Annotated in this window: 14 protein-coding genes; 1 reads left to right on the top strand and 13 read right to left on the bottom strand. The window is 66.0% G+C overall.

The window, feature by feature from the left end; genetic code table 11:
* Positions 1-6 precede the first annotated feature (6 nt).
* The 5 genes from AC1RRW_RS11730 to AC1RRW_RS11710 form a co-directional block, all read right to left on the bottom strand.
* Entirely contained in the window at positions 7-1173 is a 1167-nt protein-coding gene (locus tag AC1RRW_RS11730) for an ABC transporter substrate-binding protein (RefSeq protein ID WP_492900940.1), read from the bottom strand.
* Positions 1174-1329: 156 nt separating this feature from the next.
* Positions 1330-2703 (bottom strand): pilus assembly protein TadG-related protein, encoded by a 1374-nt coding sequence (locus AC1RRW_RS11725; RefSeq protein WP_492900939.1) that lies wholly within the window; start codon positions 2701-2703, stop codon positions 1330-1332.
* A 126-nt stretch (positions 2704-2829) separates the two neighbouring features.
* Positions 2830-3243, bottom strand: a complete 414-nt coding sequence (locus tag AC1RRW_RS11720; protein WP_492900938.1) for an acyl-CoA thioesterase — start codon at positions 3241-3243, stop codon at positions 2830-2832.
* Positions 3236-3628 carry a hypothetical protein gene (locus AC1RRW_RS11715; RefSeq protein ID WP_492900937.1) on the bottom strand — a complete coding sequence of 131 codons (393 nt, stop codon included), beginning with the start codon at positions 3626-3628 and terminating at the stop codon, positions 3236-3238. Before AC1RRW_RS11715 ends, AC1RRW_RS11720 begins: the two co-directional genes overlap by 8 nt.
* Positions 3618-4646, bottom strand: a complete 1029-nt coding sequence (locus AC1RRW_RS11710; protein WP_492900936.1) for a methionine synthase — start codon at positions 4644-4646, stop codon at positions 3618-3620. The genes AC1RRW_RS11715 and AC1RRW_RS11710 overlap by 11 nt, the downstream gene beginning before the upstream one ends.
* A 107-nt stretch (positions 4647-4753) precedes the next feature.
* Here AC1RRW_RS11710 and AC1RRW_RS11705 point away from each other — a divergent pair, with 107 nt between their 5' ends.
* A complete protein-coding gene (locus tag AC1RRW_RS11705; RefSeq protein ID WP_492900934.1) occupies positions 4754-5167 on the top strand; it encodes a VOC family protein in 414 nt (137 codons plus the stop codon).
* On the opposite strand, the gene AC1RRW_RS11700 is transcribed toward AC1RRW_RS11705, so the two are convergent.
* The 8 genes from AC1RRW_RS11700 to rpoD form a co-directional block, all read right to left on the bottom strand.
* Complete coding sequence (locus AC1RRW_RS11700; protein WP_492900933.1) at positions 5168-6391, bottom strand: MFS transporter; 1224 nt, start codon at positions 6389-6391, stop codon at positions 5168-5170.
* 206 nt (positions 6392-6597) lie between these two features.
* Complete coding sequence (locus tag AC1RRW_RS11695) at positions 6598-7158, bottom strand: type 1 glutamine amidotransferase domain-containing protein (protein WP_492900932.1); 561 nt, start codon at positions 7156-7158, stop codon at positions 6598-6600.
* An 84-nt stretch (positions 7159-7242) separates the two neighbouring features.
* Positions 7243-9033 (bottom strand): putative bifunctional diguanylate cyclase/phosphodiesterase, encoded by a 1791-nt coding sequence (locus AC1RRW_RS11690; protein WP_492900931.1) that lies wholly within the window; start codon positions 9031-9033, stop codon positions 7243-7245.
* A gap of 260 nt (positions 9034-9293) precedes the next feature.
* A complete protein-coding gene (locus AC1RRW_RS11685) occupies positions 9294-9578 on the bottom strand; it encodes an HlyU family transcriptional regulator (RefSeq protein WP_492900930.1) in 285 nt (94 codons plus the stop codon).
* 71 nt (positions 9579-9649) lie between these two features.
* Positions 9650-10627, bottom strand: a complete 978-nt coding sequence (locus AC1RRW_RS11680; RefSeq protein WP_492900929.1) for a 2-dehydropantoate 2-reductase — start codon at positions 10625-10627, stop codon at positions 9650-9652.
* The gene (locus AC1RRW_RS11675; RefSeq protein WP_492900928.1) at positions 10624-12171 is read right to left on the bottom strand and encodes an acyl--CoA ligase; all 1548 of its coding nucleotides are present in this window, start codon (positions 12169-12171) and stop codon (positions 10624-10626) included. Before AC1RRW_RS11675 ends, AC1RRW_RS11680 begins: the two co-directional genes overlap by 4 nt.
* Before the next feature lie 298 nt (positions 12172-12469).
* Positions 12470-13345: a restriction endonuclease gene (locus AC1RRW_RS11670; protein WP_492900927.1), complete on the bottom strand. Its 876-nt coding sequence runs from the start codon at positions 13343-13345 to the stop codon at positions 12470-12472.
* An 18-nt stretch (positions 13346-13363) separates the two neighbouring features.
* A complete protein-coding gene (gene rpoD, locus AC1RRW_RS11665; protein ID WP_492900926.1) occupies positions 13364-15412 on the bottom strand; it encodes an RNA polymerase sigma factor RpoD in 2049 nt (682 codons plus the stop codon).
* Positions 15413-15565 lie beyond the last annotated feature (153 nt).

The following is a 15565-nucleotide window of genomic DNA, read 5'->3' as shown; positions in this document are numbered from 1 at the left end:
TGAGGCTCAGGCGGTCAGCGAGGTGACCGACTTGAACTTGCCGTCGGAGCCGATCACCGTCAGATAGACGTCGTCGGAGCCGCGGTTGTCGTTCGGGCCGAAGGTCATCTTGAACCCGCCGAAGTCGTAGGAGCCGTTGGTCAGGGCTTCCATGAAGGCCTTGCGCGTCGGCTCCTTGCCGGCCTTTTCCAGCGCCGCGATCACGGTGCGGCCGACGAGATAGCCTTCGAGCGAGACGAAGCCGGGCTTCTTGTCCGCGGCCGCGCTGGCGGCGAGCGCGGCCTGATAGGCCCTGACCACCGGGATCGAGGCGTCGCTCGGCAGCGGGACGACCTGGGTGACGTAGACCCCGGCGCCGGCGTCGCCGAGTTCGGCGGCGAGCGCGTCCGACCCGACGAAGGAGATGTTCATGAACACCGGCTCGAACTTCACCTGCTTGCACAGCTTGATGAACTCGGCGCAGGGCTTGTAGGGGCCGACCATGACGACGGCTTCCGGATTGGCCTTGCGGATTTCGAGCAGGGCGGAACGGACCGCGACCGTGTTGCGCTCGAAGGTGCCCTCGGCGGCGAGGGTCATCTTGCGCGCTTCCATCGCCTTCTTGACGCCGGCGAGACCCGCGCGGCCGAAGGCGTCGTCCTGATAGAAGATCGCGATCCTGGAGAAGCCCTTGTCCTTGACGAGGCGCTCGATCCAGACCTCGGTCTCCTGGAAATAGGAGGCGCGGACGTTGACGACATGCGGCAGATAGGGGTCGCGCAGGCCTTCCGCGCCGGTGAAGGCGCCGATGAAGGGCAGGCCGGCCTCCTTGGCGATCGGGTGGGCGGCCATCGCCGTCGGGGTGCCGACCGGCCCGACGAGAGCGAAGACGTCCTTGGCGATCAGCGCCTTGGTCGCCTCGACCGACTTTCCGGGCTCGTAGCCGTCGTCCTGCGTCATCAGTTCGAGCTTGCGCCCGCCGACGCCGCCCTTGGCGTTGACCTCGGCGAAGGCGGCCGTCAGGCCGTCGCGCATGCCCAGACCCAGCGCGCTGGCGGGCCCCTCGAACACCGCCGCCTGGCCGAGCACGATCTTGTCTGCCGTCACGCCGGTTTCGGCGAAGGCGATGTTGGGAAGCAGCGAAACGGCGGAGGCGGAGGCAAGGCCAGTCACGACGGTGCGACGATTGAGCATGGAACGTTCCCCTCTTTTTTTGAGCGATCTATCGGATCAGGCCATCTGACCGACAGAGTGCGGGGAACGCGCTTAAAAAACGCTTAAAGCATCGGATTCTTCTGAATCAGTATTTGCAACCCGGCCTTCATGTTTGCTTAAGGCTTGCCCACTGCTTCAGCGCGAGATCCGCAGCGAATTGATTTCCTGCGCGATCGCCCGGAAAGCGTCCTTCAGCGCCGTGCCGCTGCTGGGCAGGTAGGCATGAGCCGGGCTTGTGGCGCATGTCTGCATCAGGTTGCGGGCATTGGCCGAGTTCAGGTTGAATCCGACCGTGTAGAGGATGATGTTCTTCTGCTTGACCGCGTTGCAAAGCGCAACGGCCTGGTTGTGCGACGTGCCGTTGGTGGCGTTCTTGTTGATCTGATAGCTGTCGGAGCCGAAACTGGAATCCTTCGACAGCACGCCGTCCGCATAGGCGGTGTTGAACTCACCATCGGTCATCAGGATGACGACCTTGATGAGGTCGCGCGTGCCATAGGCGGCGGGCCGTGATTCCGCGGACGGCCACAGGCTGCCGAAATTCTGCGAGACCATGTACCAGGCCCAGGCCAGCCCGATATTCCCGGCTGTGGATCCTTGAGCCTGATAGGTGTCGATGCTGTTCTTCAGCGTGGTCCGGTTCGTCGTCATCGGGATGATGGACGCGCTCGGGCAGCGGTTGGCGTCGCCATTGGGGCTGCCGATATACTGCCGCCCGACCCGCGCGATCGACGGTGCGGCGTCGGTATAGGCTTCGGAACCCGTGCGTTCGGTCACGCAGGTGGAGGCGTCATATGTCGGCCGGCTATTGTCGGCGGCGTAGAAGCGGTAGCGCTGGCAGCCGGGGGTGTCGCAGCTTCCGTTCGTCAGGGTGCCGCGGACAGTGTTCGCGTAGGCGCCGAGGTTCACGGCGCTCGCATAAGGAACCAGCGCCACCTTCGAATAATGCGGGGTCTGCACGTCCTTGACGATCAGATCGACGAGTTCCTTGGCCGCGCTCTTCATGTCGGCCAGCGGCGCGCCGGCCATCGAGCCGGTGATGTCGAGCGCGATCCCGACCTCGATGTTGTTGGAGCTGCGCGCGACTTCCGCGGAGGTGCCGACAGGCACGGTCGAGCGGCCGATCAGGCTCGCGACCGTCGCCGGCACGTCGAACGTCGCCGACCCGGAGACGCGCAGATCCGAGCTGATCGTGAAGGTCGCGGTCTTGGCCGGACCCAGCCCGCTGGCGGCCAGATTGGCGTTCAGCATCCGCAAGCCGAGGGCCTGGATTTCGCTGTCGGTCGTCGCGGTCGACTTCGCGGCCGCGAGCGTTGCCGCATCCAGGCTGCTTTGCAGGACCTGCCGCGCCGTCGCGGCGCGGCTGTAGTCGACAAGCGACAGCGTAAGCGCCAGGATGACGGGCAGCACCAACGCGAACATGAGGATGATGGCGCCGCGCTCATCCGACCGCAGCCTGTCGAACGTGCGGCGGAGGTGGCTGGCGATACGGACGATCGGCGAACTCATGATGGCTACTCGGGTGGACCTGACCCAACGAAACCATCATCGCCTGTCACAAATGTTAATGCTTTGCTTCAACCTGTCGGGGCGGTGAACATTCACTTATCGCCGTCGCAGAATTCACCGCATTTTCTAGGCCGAACGGGACAGGTCAGGAACGGGCCTGGGCCGCCCCTCCTCGTCGATGGCGACGAAGGTGAAGCTCGCATCCGTCACTTTCTCGTGCAGCGTCGTGCGGAAGCGCCGCGCCCAGGCCTCGACATGGATTTTCATCGAGGTCCGGCCGACGCTCTCGACCTGCGTGTAGACGCTGAGCACGTCGCCGACCTTGACCGGGCGGATGAAGGTCATCGCCTCGACCGCGACGGTGACGACACGGCCCTGCGCCCGGTCGACCCCGGCGATGCCGCCGGCCGAATCCATCCGCGACATCACCCAGCCGCCGAAAATGTCGCCATTCGCGTTGGTGTCGGCCGGCATCGCGATGGTGCGCACCGTCAGCGCGCCCCGCGGCTCCTCCTCCGGCATCAGTCCCGGTTCAGCCATCGTCGCCCTTCCCCTCGTCGACATGAAAGGAATGGAGCACACGATGCATCACCGGCGCCAGCACGAAGCCGCTCGCGATCACCACGAAGAGCCCGGAGAACAACGCATAGAAACCGGCGAAGATCTTCCCTGCCTCGGTCTTCAGTTCGCCCATCGGCCCCATGCCGGAGAGGATCATCGCCGCGTTGACGAAGGCGTCGACCGTGCTCATCCCCTCGGTCAGGCCATAGCCCGCCATGCCGATCGCCATGCCGACGATGGCGAGCCCGAGATAAAGCGCCACCGCCCGGACGAGCCGCAGCGCGAAACGCCTGGCCGGGATCACCGGCTGGCGACGATGCTCGAAACGGGTGACGCCCTTCATGGTCCTCTTCTCAACCGGCACGACCGAGTTCCCGCCTCACCAGCGCCGCGCCCCGCGCCAATGCGGCGAGCTTGCCATAGGCGACGTCGAAGGACATCGGCGCGAGCCCGCAATTGGTGCAGGGGTAGAGCTTCTCGGGCGCGACGAATTTCAGCACCGCGCGGATCGTCGCCGCGACCTCCTCGGGCGTTTCGATCGCATCGGACGCCACGTCGATCGCGCCGGCCAGCACGTCCTTGCCGTCGAGCAGCCTGATCAGCTCCAGCGGCACCTTCGAGTTGCGGCATTCGAGCGAAACCTGGCCGATCGAGCTCTTCGCGATCGCCGGAAAGGTCTGCTCGTAATGGCGCCATTGCTCGCCGAGCGTCGCCTTCCAGTCGATGTTCGCCTTGATGCCGTAGCCGTAGCAGATGTGGACGGCGGTGGTCGCGGTCAGGCCGCGCGCGGCGCGCTCCAGGCAGGCGATGCCCCAGTCCGGGACCGCTTCCATGTAGACGTTGTAGGCCGGCTCGTCGAACTGGATCACGTCGACCCCGATCGCCTGCAGTTCGTGCGCCTCCTCGTTCAGCGCCTCGGCGAAGGCCATGGCGAGGTCCTCGCGCCGGCCATAATGCTCGTCCGCGATGGTGTCGACGATGGTCATCGGACCCGGCAGCGTGAACTTCAGCTTGCGCGTGGTGTGGGCGCGGGCCGCTTCCGCCTCCATGCGGTGCACCGCACCCTTACGCCGGATCGGCCCGGTCACTGTCGGCACCTCGGCCTTGTAGCGGTCGTTGCGGATGCCCATGATCGTCTTCCTGGCGAAGTCGATGCCGTCGAGATTGGTCAGGAAGCCGTGCACGAAATGCACCCGCGCCTGCTCGCCGTCGCCGACGATGTCGAGGCCCGCGTCCTCCTGCAGCTTCACCGCCAGGATGGTGGCATCGCGCTTGCCCGCCTCGAGCGCCTCTCCCTCCAGCCGCCACGGCGCCCAGAGCTTCTCGGGCTCGGCCAACCAGAGCGGCTTCGGCAGGCTGCCGGCGATGGTGGTCTTGAGCATGGACGTATCCTCGGCTGGATTCTTCTTCGTTGAGCCGACATCGTCCAGCGCGCGGAATGCGTCAAGCGCCGCCGCGAGAAAGCACTCGATCCGGGAAAAGAGACATCATGCCGACGCAACCGCCGATGATCTGCATCTCGCTGCGCTATGCCGATGGGCCGGGCATGTTCGACTGGCTGATCGAGGCCTTCGGCTTCGAGAAACTCGCCGCCTATTATTCCGAAGACGGCAAGACGCTGCTGCACGGCGAATTGCGGCTCGGCGCCAGCGTTATCATGCTCGGCTCGTCCGAGAACAACGACTTCGGCAAGCTGGTCTCGCGCCCGGCCGACCTCGGCGGCACGACCGCCTCGCCCTATGTCGCGACCGACGACATCGACGCCCGCTGCGAGCGGGCGCGCGCGGCCGGCGCCGACATCTGCATGGAGCCGACCGACCAGCCCTATGGCAGCCGCGACTTCATCTGCAAGGACCCGGAAGGCCATCTCTGGTGTTTCGGGACGTATCGGCCGGGCGGCTGATCAGGCCGCCGCCAGCCGCGGCCGCGCCCGCAGCATCAGCCACGCCACGACTGCGAGGTTGAGCATGTTCCACGCCAGCCCGTTCAGAAACGCCGCCCGATACGATGCCGTCCAGTCGAAGATCGCGCCCGAGACGTAGCCGCCGAAGGCCATGCCGAGGACCGTCGCCGACATGACTAGGCCGATGCGCGCGCCGGCCTCGCGCGGCGGCAGGTAGTCGCGGATGATGACGGCGTACATCGGCACGATCCCGCCCTGGAACAGGCCGAAGATCGCGGTGACGATGTAGAGCGAGGTCAGACCGTCGAACCAGAGATAGAGGAACAGCGCCACGGCCTGCATCGCCGAGCCCAGCGCCAGCGTCGCCGTGCCGCCGATCCGGTCGGAGACGAAGCCCGAGCCGATGCGGCTGACGATGCCGAGCAGCAGCATCAGCGAGAGCATGTCGGCGCCGCGCGCCACGCCGTAGCCGAGATCGCCGCAATAGGCGACGAGATGCACCTGCGGCATCGCCATCGCGACGCAGCACGCGAAACCGGCCGCGGCCAGCAGCGCCGTGAGCTGATTCGGCGACAGGCCGAGATCGCCGCGCGCGCCGGCGCTCGACGCCTCGGCCGCGGCCAGCGAGGCGGCGTTCGGCCGCCTGCGGAAGAACACCGCCAGCGGCAGCATCACCGCCAGCGCCACGATGCCGATGCCGATATGGGTGGCGCGCCAGCCATGATTGTTGAGGCCCCAGGTGATGATCTGGGGCCAGATCGCGCCTGCGAGATAGCTGCCCGACGCCCCGGCCACCACGGCGAGCCCGCGATGCTTGTGGAACCAGTGCGACAGGTCGGCGATCAGCGGCGCGAAGCCCGCCGCCCCGCCTATTCCGATCAGAAGCCCATACGCCAGGGCGAACTGCCAGAGCGAGCCGGACAGGCCCGCCAGCGTGAAGCCGAGGCCGAGGCAGAGCGCGCCGATGACGATCGGTACGACGATGCCGTAGCGGTCGGCGACGCGGCCCATTATCAGGTTGCCGAAGCCGAAGCCGAGCATGACGCTGGTATAGGGCAGCGAAGCGCCGGCCCGCAGCGTGCCGAACTCGGCCTGCACCGTCGGCAGCACCACCACGACCGACCAGGTGCCGACGCAGGCGACGGCGCCGAGCAGGAGCGAGAGCGCGAGCCGGAGCCAGGCATAGGAGGAGTCCGGCGCGAAGCGCGGATCGTCGGAGACCATGTTTCCTCGCCAGCGCCGCTTCTGGATGGCGGCGTCCTGCGTCGAGGATTAGGCGCGGGCGCGAGGCCGCACAAGCGCTTCGGCGGCAGGGCGGCCCGGCGTCGATGGAAGTCGTGGCCGCGAAGGCGAAGCCGTCGATGAGACAGGGCCTCCCGGCTTGATGGGAGGCCCTCGGTATCGGCTTTGCAGCAATAGGTGTCGAAACCTCAGGCTGCCTTGCGCTCGTGGCGGCCCTCGTTCACCTCTTCGATGATCTTGGCGACGAAGGCCGGCAGATCGCCCGGATTGCGCGAGGTCACGACGCCCTTGTCGGCGACGACGGCGCTGTCCTCCCACTGCGCGCCGGCGTTGACGAGATCCTGCCTGATCGTCTTGTAGGACGTCAGTCTGCGGCCCTCGGCGATGCCGGTGTCGATCAGAAGCCAGGGCGCATGGCAGACGGCGGCGACCACCTTGCCCTGACTGAAGAAGCTCCTGATCAGCGCCAGCGCGTCAGCCTCGCCGCGCAGCGTGTCGGGATTCATCTGGCCGCCAGGCAGGACGATCGCGTCATAGGCGTCGGCGCTGACCTGATCGAGCGTCTTGTCGACCTTGACCGGTCTACCCCAGTCCTTCTTGTCCCAACCCCTGATTTCGCCGGCCTCGAGCGAGGCGACGTCAACGGTCGCGCCTGCCTCCTTCAGCTTCGCATGCGGCACGTCGAGCTCGGATTGCTCGAAACCGCTCGCGGCGAGGATCAGAATCGATTTCCCTGTGAGGGCGCCCATCGGCATCACTCCTTGGTTGATGGATATGTCTCATCAACCGGCCCATGCCGGCATCGTTCCGCGGCCGCGCCCGGATGTCGCGCCTCAGGCCGCCGTGGCCGTGCGCCAGGCCTCCGCTTCCAGCGGCCGGCCGAGCAGGAAGCCCTGCGTCAGGTCGCAGCCCTCCTGGATCAGGAAGTCGAGCTGCTCGGGCGTCTCGACGCCTTCGGCCACGACCTCGATGCCGAGCGCATGGCCGAGCTGGATCACGGCGCGCGTGATCGCGACCGATTCCAGCGTCACGCCGAGCTTGGCGACGAAGCTCTTGTCGATCTTCAGCGTCGTCAGCGGGAAGCGATGCAGATAGGACAGCGAGGAATAGCCGGTGCCAAAATCGTCGAGCGCGATGCGCACCCCGAGCGCCCTCAGTCGCGCGAAGGTCGCCATGGCGCGGTCGGCGTCGGTGACCATCACGCCTTCGGTGACCTCCAGTTCGAGCCGCTCCGGATCGAGACCTGTCTCGGCGAGCGCCGCCTCGACGCGCGCCACGAGATCGCCCGACTGGAACTCCAGCGCCGAGACGTTGACCGAGATGCGCAGCGGCTGGCCCCAGCCGGCCGCCTCGCGGCAGGCCTGCCGCAGCACGAAGGCGTCGAGCGCCGCGATCAGCCCGCCCTCCTCCGCCGCCGGGATGAAGCTCGCGGGCGCGACCTCGCCGCGCTGCGGATCGAACCAGCGCGCCAGCGCCTCGAAACCGGCGATCGCGCCGTCGGCCCTGAACAGCGGCTGGTAATGCACCCCGATCGCGCCCTCCGCGATCGCCGCGCCGAGATCGCGCCGGAAGCCGAGGCGCTGCTGCTCGCGCTCCTGCTCGGCCAGATCGAACATGCGCACGCAGCCGGGACCCTCGGGCCTGGCCAGATGCAGCGCCGCGTTGGCTGCGGCGACCAGCCTGATCTCGTCGTCGCCGTCGCGCGGGAAGCGGGCGCAGCCCGCGCTGAGGCTGACGCGGAAGGCGCCGCCGCCGAACTGGAACGGCGCGGCGAACGCCCCGTGCACGCGCTCGGCCATGACGCCGATCTCGGCATCGGCCTCGCCTGCGCCCAAGACCAGAACGAATTCGTCGCCGCCGATCCGCGCGAGGAAGGCGTCGCCGGCGACGCCGCGCAGCCGTTCGGCCGCCTCGACCAGGATCGCATCGCCGAGGACATGGCCGTGCTCGTCGTTCAGCGCCTTGAAGCCGTCGAGATCGAGCCGCATCACGATGAAGCCCGCCGGCTCCTGTCCCGCTTGCGCGATGCGCTGGGACAGATGGGCGCTCAGCGCCGGCCGGTTCGGCAGGCCGGTCAGCATGTCGCGCCGGCGCGCCTCCGCCAGCCGCTTCTCGGCCTGCTTGCGCTCGCTGATGTCGAGCAGCAGGTTGAAGCCGCCGACCAGGCGGCCGGCGGGATCGAAGATCGGCGTCGGAAACGGCATGAACGGCACGCGCGCGCCGTCGGGCCGCTCCAGCTGCGCCTCGACGCCGCGGATCGGCCGGCCTTCGCGGAGCGCCAGCGCCATCGGGCAGTCGTCATGGGCGAGCGGCGCCCCATCCATGCTGAAGAGGCGATGCGTCACGCACCAGCGGTCCTCGCCCAGCCGCGGCTCGCGGCCGGCCATCGCCACGGCGGCGCGGTTGTAATAGGTGACGAGCCCCTCCGGGTCGGTCATGTAGACGCAGGCCGGCAAGTGCTCGAGTACGTCCGAGAACCAGGACTGCGACAGGCCGGCCCCCGGCGCGGCGATCGCTGGGCCGAGGTCGCCTTCGATCAGCGTCTCCAACCCGGACGCGATCCGTCGTGCGAACACAGTGTCGTCGCGATCGGGGGCGTCGGATTCGGCCACCGCCTTGGGCATCAGGACATTCCATCGGGCAACGAATGCAGGAGCGCGCATTCATCAAGCAATAGATGTGACAAAAAATCATTAAAATTCGATCGACCACCTTTATCGACGGCAGAGGGTCCGGGGCAATGATTTGAAATATAGATTGCCTATTTATTGATCATCAGTAATTTCAGAATGAAAAATACCAGTCGAGATCGTCATTCGCGCTGCTCCGGAGACGCTTCTGCCGAAACGTCAGGCGCAATACTAGCACAGAAAACGCAAAGTCATCATCTGAAAATTATTTCGCCTTGCTGATCGATGAGTTGCTGGCCCTTCACGAGCGCGAAGTCCGCCGCCTCCTCGGCGCTGGGAAAACGATCCGCCCTGACGAAACGGTGCGAACGCAGCACGCCGTCGATCTCCTTTTCGACCACGCCGCAGAGCTGAAACTGCCCGCCTTCCCGATACGGCGTCGCATGGATGGTGAAGCCGGCATGTTCCAGGCTCTTGAGCGGCCCGGCCGCGGCAGCCGGCTCCTTCTTGCCGCCGAACAGGGATTTCAGGAAGGACATCGCGCGGCTCCGGTTTTGCATAGCCAGTATAGCGGCGGCGGCGCGCTTGCCCAGATGGTCGCGGGCGACGCTCAGCGCATCGCCGCGCGCTGTCGCACGAGAGCGAGGATCGCCTGCGAGATCGGCGTCGGCGCCTCGACCCAGCCGGCCATCTCGACGACCGCGCCGAGCAGCGCCTCGATCTCGAGCGGGCGACCCTTCTCCAGATCCTGCAGCATCGAGGTCTTGTGCCGTCCGACCTCGGCAGCGCCCTCGATGCGCTTGTCGACGTCGATGGCGAAGCGTACGCCGAGCGCCTCGGCCACCGCCTGGCCCTCGAGCATCATGGCGCGCGCCGCCGCGCGCGTGCCGGCGTCGGCGACGACCACGTCGAGTGTCGCGCCCGTGAGCGCGCTCAGCGGGTTGAAGGCCATGTTGCCCCAGAGCTTGACCCAGAGATCGTCGCGGATACGCGGCCTGACGGGGGCCTTGAGCCCCGCCCTGATCATCAGCTCGGAGAGCTTTGCCGCCCGCTCCGAGCGGCTGCCGTCGGGCTCGCCGAGCGTGAAGCGGTCGCCATAGGTGTGGACGATGACTCCGGGCTCGGCGATCTCGGCGGCGGGATAGACGATGCAGCCCAGCGCCTGGCCGGCGGGCAGGTCGCGCCAGAGCGTGCCGTCAGGATCGACCGAGGTGACGATCCGGTCCCGGAACGGGCCGTCGAGCTTGTAGGCATACCACCAGGGCACGCCGTTGACCGCGGCGACGATCGTCGTCCGCGGCCCGATCAGCGGTCTGAGCTGCGGCAGCGCCGGCTCGATCGAATGCGCCTTGAGCGTGATGAAGAGATAGTCCTGCGCTCCGACCGACGCGGGATCGGCGGCGACACGCGGCTTCGTCGCGACCGTCTCGCCGCCGCTGAGCAGCGTCAGGCCGCGCGCCTGCATCGCCTCCAGATGCGGTCCGCGCGCGATCACCGTGACCGGGGTGCCGGAAGCCTCCAGTTTCGCCGCCAGAAAACCGCCGATGGCGCCGGCCCCGAAGATGCAGATCGAAGGCGAAGCGCTCACGCGGCCGCCTCCGCGCCGAGGCCGAGCTTCTGGGCGAGGCCGACGCGCTGCAGCTTGCCGGTCGCGCCCTTCGGGATCTCGTCGACGAAGAGCACCCTGCGCGGCGTCTTGAAATCGGCCAGCCGCGCACCGGCGAAATCGCGGATCTCGCGCTCGGTGGCGCTCATGCCCTCGCGCAGCACCACGACCGCCGCGACCTCCTCGCCGAGCTTGGGATGGGGCATCGCGAAGGTCACGACCTGCGCCACCGCCGGATGGTCCATCAGCACGGTGTCGACCTCGAGCGGACTGACCTTCTCGCCGCCGCGGTTGATGATCTCCTTCAGCCGCCCGGTCAGGAAGAGATAGCCCTCCTCGTCGAGCCTGCCCTGGTCGCCGGTGCGGAACCAGCCGCCGGCATAGGCCTTCAGATTGGCGTCGGGATTGGAGGCGTAGCCGGCGGTCACGTTCGGCCCGCGGATCACCACCTCGCCGGTCTCGCCCTGCGCGAGCAGCGCGCCGGCGTCATTCATGATCGCGACCTCGGGTCCGGCCGCGACGCCGACCGACCCGGGTTTTCGCGCGCGCGGCGGCAGCGGGTTGGCGCACATCTGGTGCGTCGCCTCAGTCATGCCGTAGGCCTCGATCACCGGGCAGCCGAAGGCGGCTTCCAGCTCCGCCATCACCTGCGGCGGCAGCGAGGCCGAGGACGAGCGCACGAAGCGAAGCGGCGCGCTGCGCACGCGCTCGGCATTGTGCGCGGCGCGGCCCAGGATCGCCTGATGCATCGTCGGCACGGCGGTATACCAGCTCGGCTTCACCTCCTCGAGCCAGCCGAAGACCTTGAGCGCGTTGAAGCCCGGCGTGCACGAGACCGACGCGCCTGCGCCGAGCGAACTCAGCACCGCCGCGATCAGGCCGTGGATGTGAAACAGCGGCATGATGTTGAGGCAGAGATCGTCCGGTTGCAGCGCGAGCGAAGCCGCGATGTGGCGGGCCGAGGCCGCGAGGTTGGCGTTGCTCAGCGGCACGATCTTGGGCCGCGCCGTGGTGCCGGATGTGTGCAGCACCAGCGCGACGTCGTCGGCTTCAGCCGGACCGCCGGCCGCCGGCGCGGCCTGTGCGAGCCCGCTCGTGTCGAGCCTGTAGCGCCCGGCCGGGCCACCGGCCTCAGGCATCAGCACGATCACCGCGACGCCGAGTTTTTCCGCCACCGCGCGCGCCGGCGTCTCGTCGCCCTCCTGCACGATCAGCGCCTTGGGCTGGAGATCGGTCAGGTAGAACTCGAACTCCTCGGCGCGGTAGGCGGGATTGAGCGGGGCGGCCGTCGCCGCGCCGGCGACCGCGACGAAATTCGAGGCCATCGCCGGCCCGTTCGGCAGCACGATCGCGACCCGGTCGCTGCGCCCGATGCCGACGCCGTTGAGCGCGGCCAGCGTCTCGCCCGCGAGCGCGCGCAAGCCGCCGAAGCTGAGCCAGGGCTGGCCGGGCGCGCCGATCGCCGGCGCGTCGTCCGCGCCGCGCTGGAGGATGTCGTGCATCGTCGCTGTGGTCTGGCCGGCCATGGCTTCTCGCTCGCTTCGTTTCCTCAAGGCGGCACAATCGGCTGCCCGGTTTCATCCGGATGCCTCGCGCCGCGCTGGCCGGAGAGGATCATGGCAGGCGGGTGAAGGCAAATTGGGGAGCGCAGCAGCCCAATCCGAACCCTCTGCCGGGAACTGTGCTAGCAGAACCTCACGCCACACCGTCATCTTCAATAAGCAGACTCTTAGTATTTAATCGCGTTTAACCCAAATTTTCACGATCAAAACCTTTCAGACAGGCAATCGCAAAACAAAAATGGTCTATTTATCAAATATAAAACTATATTGATTGGAAAAACTTGTCATCAACACTTATCGCTTCAACTAATTGAATATGAATACCCAATTTTCTATCTTTGAGGAGATTACATAGATTTTCGCCATCAATCAAATCAATTGCTGGGGCCCCATCCCGCGTCGCCTCTTTGCGTGCGTCAGAAGTAAATGTTCCTGTAGTTATTATGAGACCTTTGTCGGCTCGACCAACCATAGCGCCCCGGAAGTCACGAACGACGGGTGCCCCGACCGGCCCCTTCCATCTCTTGCACTGGAAAAGCACTTGGAATGAAACTAAGTTCATCCTAAGCACACCTATTCCATCAATGCCACCATCGGACGGGCTTCCGGTGACTTCAACTTTTATAAAACCTGATTCCCGAAGAAGCCTCTGGCAAAGTCTTTCAAATGCTGCCGGTGTCATTTCACCGATCACACTTAAGAGACGCTCAGTCCAACTCTGTTCAACTAGTTCAGAATCAATCTCATCCGACTCTGGATGCGGCTTCTGAATTGCCTCCTTGCGCTGGGTTTGGATCTTTTTGAAGACATTGCGCGCCTCCAATTCACCGATCTTTTCACCCTGGTCAGTAATCGACCAAACACCGCGCTCACTATTATCCAGAGCGCCATACTTCTTTAGATATGTGCGAACCCAAGCGAGTTTGTATTGGAATTCAGTTCGCCCGGTGTCACCATGCGGAATTGATAGCACCTTATCGCTAAGCTGCATAAAATCCGCAACGCCGTCTTCGATCTCTTCAATTGTGGCTGAGCCGCCCCGCTCTTTGACCGTTTTTAGAGTCGGGAGAACATAGTCAGGATATTTCGGAAGGGCTGTTAACTTGGCCAAATCTTGATTCCCCAGCAATTTGGCCAAGCGTAGTCATGCAGCCGCTCAGTTATCCAGAAAGCTCCTGAGCTTCCGGCTCCGTGACGGATGCTTCAGCTTCCGCAGTGCCTTGGCCTCGATCTGCCGGATGCGCTCGCGCGTCACGCTGAACTGCTGGCCGACCTCTTCGAGCGTGTGGTCGGTGTTCATGCCGATGCCGAAGCGCATGCGCAGCACGCGCTCCTCGCGCGGCGTGAGCGAGGCCAGGACCCGCGTCGTCGTCTCGCGCAGGTTTGACTGGATCGCGGCGTCGATCGGCAGGATCGCGTTCTTGTCCTCGATGAAGTCGCCGAGATGCGAATCCTCCTCGTCGCCGATCGGCGTTTCGAGCGAGATCGGCTCCTTGGCGATCTTGAGGACCTTGCGCACCTTCTCCAGCGGCATGGCGAGCTTTTCCGCCAGTTCCTCCGGTGTCGGCTCGCGGCCGATCTCGTGCAGCATCTGGCGCGAGGTCCGCACGATCTTGTTGATCGTCTCGATCATGTGGACCGGGATGCGGATGGTGCGGGCCTGGTCGGCGATCGAGCGGGTGATCGCCTGCCTGATCCACCAGGTCGCATAGGTCGAGAACTTGTAGCCGCGGCGATACTCGAACTTGTCGACCGCCTTCATCAGGCCGATATTGCCTTCCTGGATCAGATCGAGGAACTGCAGGCCGCGATTGGTGTACTTCTTGGCGATCGAGATCACGAGGCGAAGATTGGCCTCGATCATCTCCTTCTTGGCCTGCCTCGCCTCGCGCTCGCCCTTCTGGACCATCAGCACGATCTTGCGGAATTCCTGGATCTCCAGCCCGGTCTCGGAGGCGAGCGTATGGATGTCCTCGCGCAGCTCCTTGATGCGCTCCTTCTCGACCGCGACGAATTCGCGCCAGCCGCGCGAGCCGAGCTTGGAGACGCGCAGCAGCCATTTCGGGTCGAGCTCGCCGCCGACATGCTGCTTGAGGAAGTCCTCGCGGCCGACGCCATAGCTCTCGGCCAGGCGCAGCAGCCGCGTCTCGTGCGAGATCAGCCGCTTGTTGATGTCGTAGAGCTGCTCGACCAGCGCCTCGATGCGGTTGTTGTTCAGCGAGAGCGACTTCACCGCGGTAATGATGTCGTCCTTGAGCTTACGGTATTTGCGGTCCTGCGCCGGCGAGAGCTTGGTGTTCTCCAGCCGGTTGGCGATGTCCTGGTCCTGCAGGCGGCGGAGCTTCTTGTAGTTGTCGGCGATCGAGTCGAACGTCTCCAGCACGCGCGGCTTGAGCTCGGCCTCCATGGCCGAGAGCGAGACGTTGTTCTCCATGTCGTCGTCGTCGAGATCGGACGGCAGCTCGCCTTCGGGAACCTCGCCCTCGGGCGTGGCGGGCGCAGCCTCTCCGGGGATGCCGGGAACGCCAGGCTCAGCCCCCTCGCCCGGCGCCTGGACCGGGTTCTTGGCGTCGGGGCCGGCATAGGTCGCCTCGAGATCGATGATGTCGCGCAGCAAGACCTTGCCGTCGACGAGCTCGTCGCGCCAGATGATGATCGCCTGGAAGGTCAGCGGGCTCTCGCACAGCCCCGCGATCATCGCCTCGCGGCCGGCCTCGATGCGCTTGGCGATCGCGATCTCGCCCTCGCGGGAGAGCAGCTCGACGGAGCCCATCTCGCGCAGATACATCCGCACCGGATCGTCGGTGCGCTCGGTCGGCTCCAGATTGCGCTTGATCTCGACTGGCAGCGCCGAGCGCTGCGTCTCGGCGAGTTCGCCGCCCTCGGGCTCGTCGTCGTCGCCGCCTGCCCCGGTGCGCGCGGCCGCGCGCTCCTCGCCCGACGCCTCGGGATCCTCGTTGTCGACGACGTTGATGCCCTGCTCGCTGAGCTGGCCGAGCACGTCCTCGATCTGCTCGGACGAGAATTCCTCCGAGGGCAGGACCTCGTTCAGTTCGTCATAGGTGACATAGCCGCGCTTCTTGGCGAGCTTGATCATCCGCCTGACGGCCTGATCCGTCAGATCGAGCAACGGGCCATCGGAAGTCGGAGGGGCTTCCGGCGCGACCTGGTCGGTCTTGTCCCGTTCGCTCGTTTTTGTCGCCATGGATCAGCGCTCCGCAGTCACCGCGCGCCGGAACCGTCCCGCCAGCGGGACCGTGCAGACGCATAAAAGGGCGACGCGGCCGGCTGGTCCGGCGCGCTCACCCCACCCAAATCACCTAGAGCCGGATCATATCAGGTCGAATCGACCTGATAG

The sequence above is a fragment of the Allobosea sp. GW821-FHT12C12 genome, from assembly GCF_058807355.1.
This window is presented reverse-complemented; position numbering and strand designations above follow the sequence as displayed.

Bases quoted from the DNA above. Each gene is read 5' to 3' on its own strand.
- AC1RRW_RS11685 (WP_492900930.1), bottom strand. From the start codon at position 9,578: ATGTCCTTCCTGAAATCCCTGTTCGGCGGCAAGAAGGAGCCGGCTGCC.
- rpoD (WP_492900926.1), bottom strand. From the start codon at position 15,412: ATGGCGACAAAAACGAGCGAACGGGACAAGACCGACCAGGTCGCGCCG.
- AC1RRW_RS11695 (WP_492900932.1), bottom strand. From the start codon at position 7,158: ATGGGCGCCCTCACAGGGAAATCGATTCTGATCCTCGCCGCGAGCGGT.
- AC1RRW_RS11675 (WP_492900928.1), bottom strand. From the start codon at position 12,171: ATGGCCGGCCAGACCACAGCGACGATGCACGACATCCTCCAGCGCGGC.
- AC1RRW_RS11705 (WP_492900934.1), top strand. From the start codon at position 4,754: ATGCCGACGCAACCGCCGATGATCTGCATCTCGCTGCGCTATGCCGAT.
- AC1RRW_RS11730 (WP_492900940.1), bottom strand. From the start codon at position 1,173: ATGCTCAATCGTCGCACCGTCGTGACTGGCCTTGCCTCCGCCTCCGCC.
- AC1RRW_RS11725 (WP_492900939.1), bottom strand. From the start codon at position 2,703: ATGAGTTCGCCGATCGTCCGTATCGCCAGCCACCTCCGCCGCACGTTC.
- AC1RRW_RS11710 (WP_492900936.1), bottom strand. From the start codon at position 4,646: ATGCTCAAGACCACCATCGCCGGCAGCCTGCCGAAGCCGCTCTGGTTG.
- AC1RRW_RS11690 (WP_492900931.1), bottom strand. From the start codon at position 9,033: ATGCCCAAGGCGGTGGCCGAATCCGACGCCCCCGATCGCGACGACACT.
- AC1RRW_RS11720 (WP_492900938.1), bottom strand. From the start codon at position 3,243: ATGGCTGAACCGGGACTGATGCCGGAGGAGGAGCCGCGGGGCGCGCTG.
- AC1RRW_RS11700 (WP_492900933.1), bottom strand. From the start codon at position 6,391: ATGGTCTCCGACGATCCGCGCTTCGCGCCGGACTCCTCCTATGCCTGG.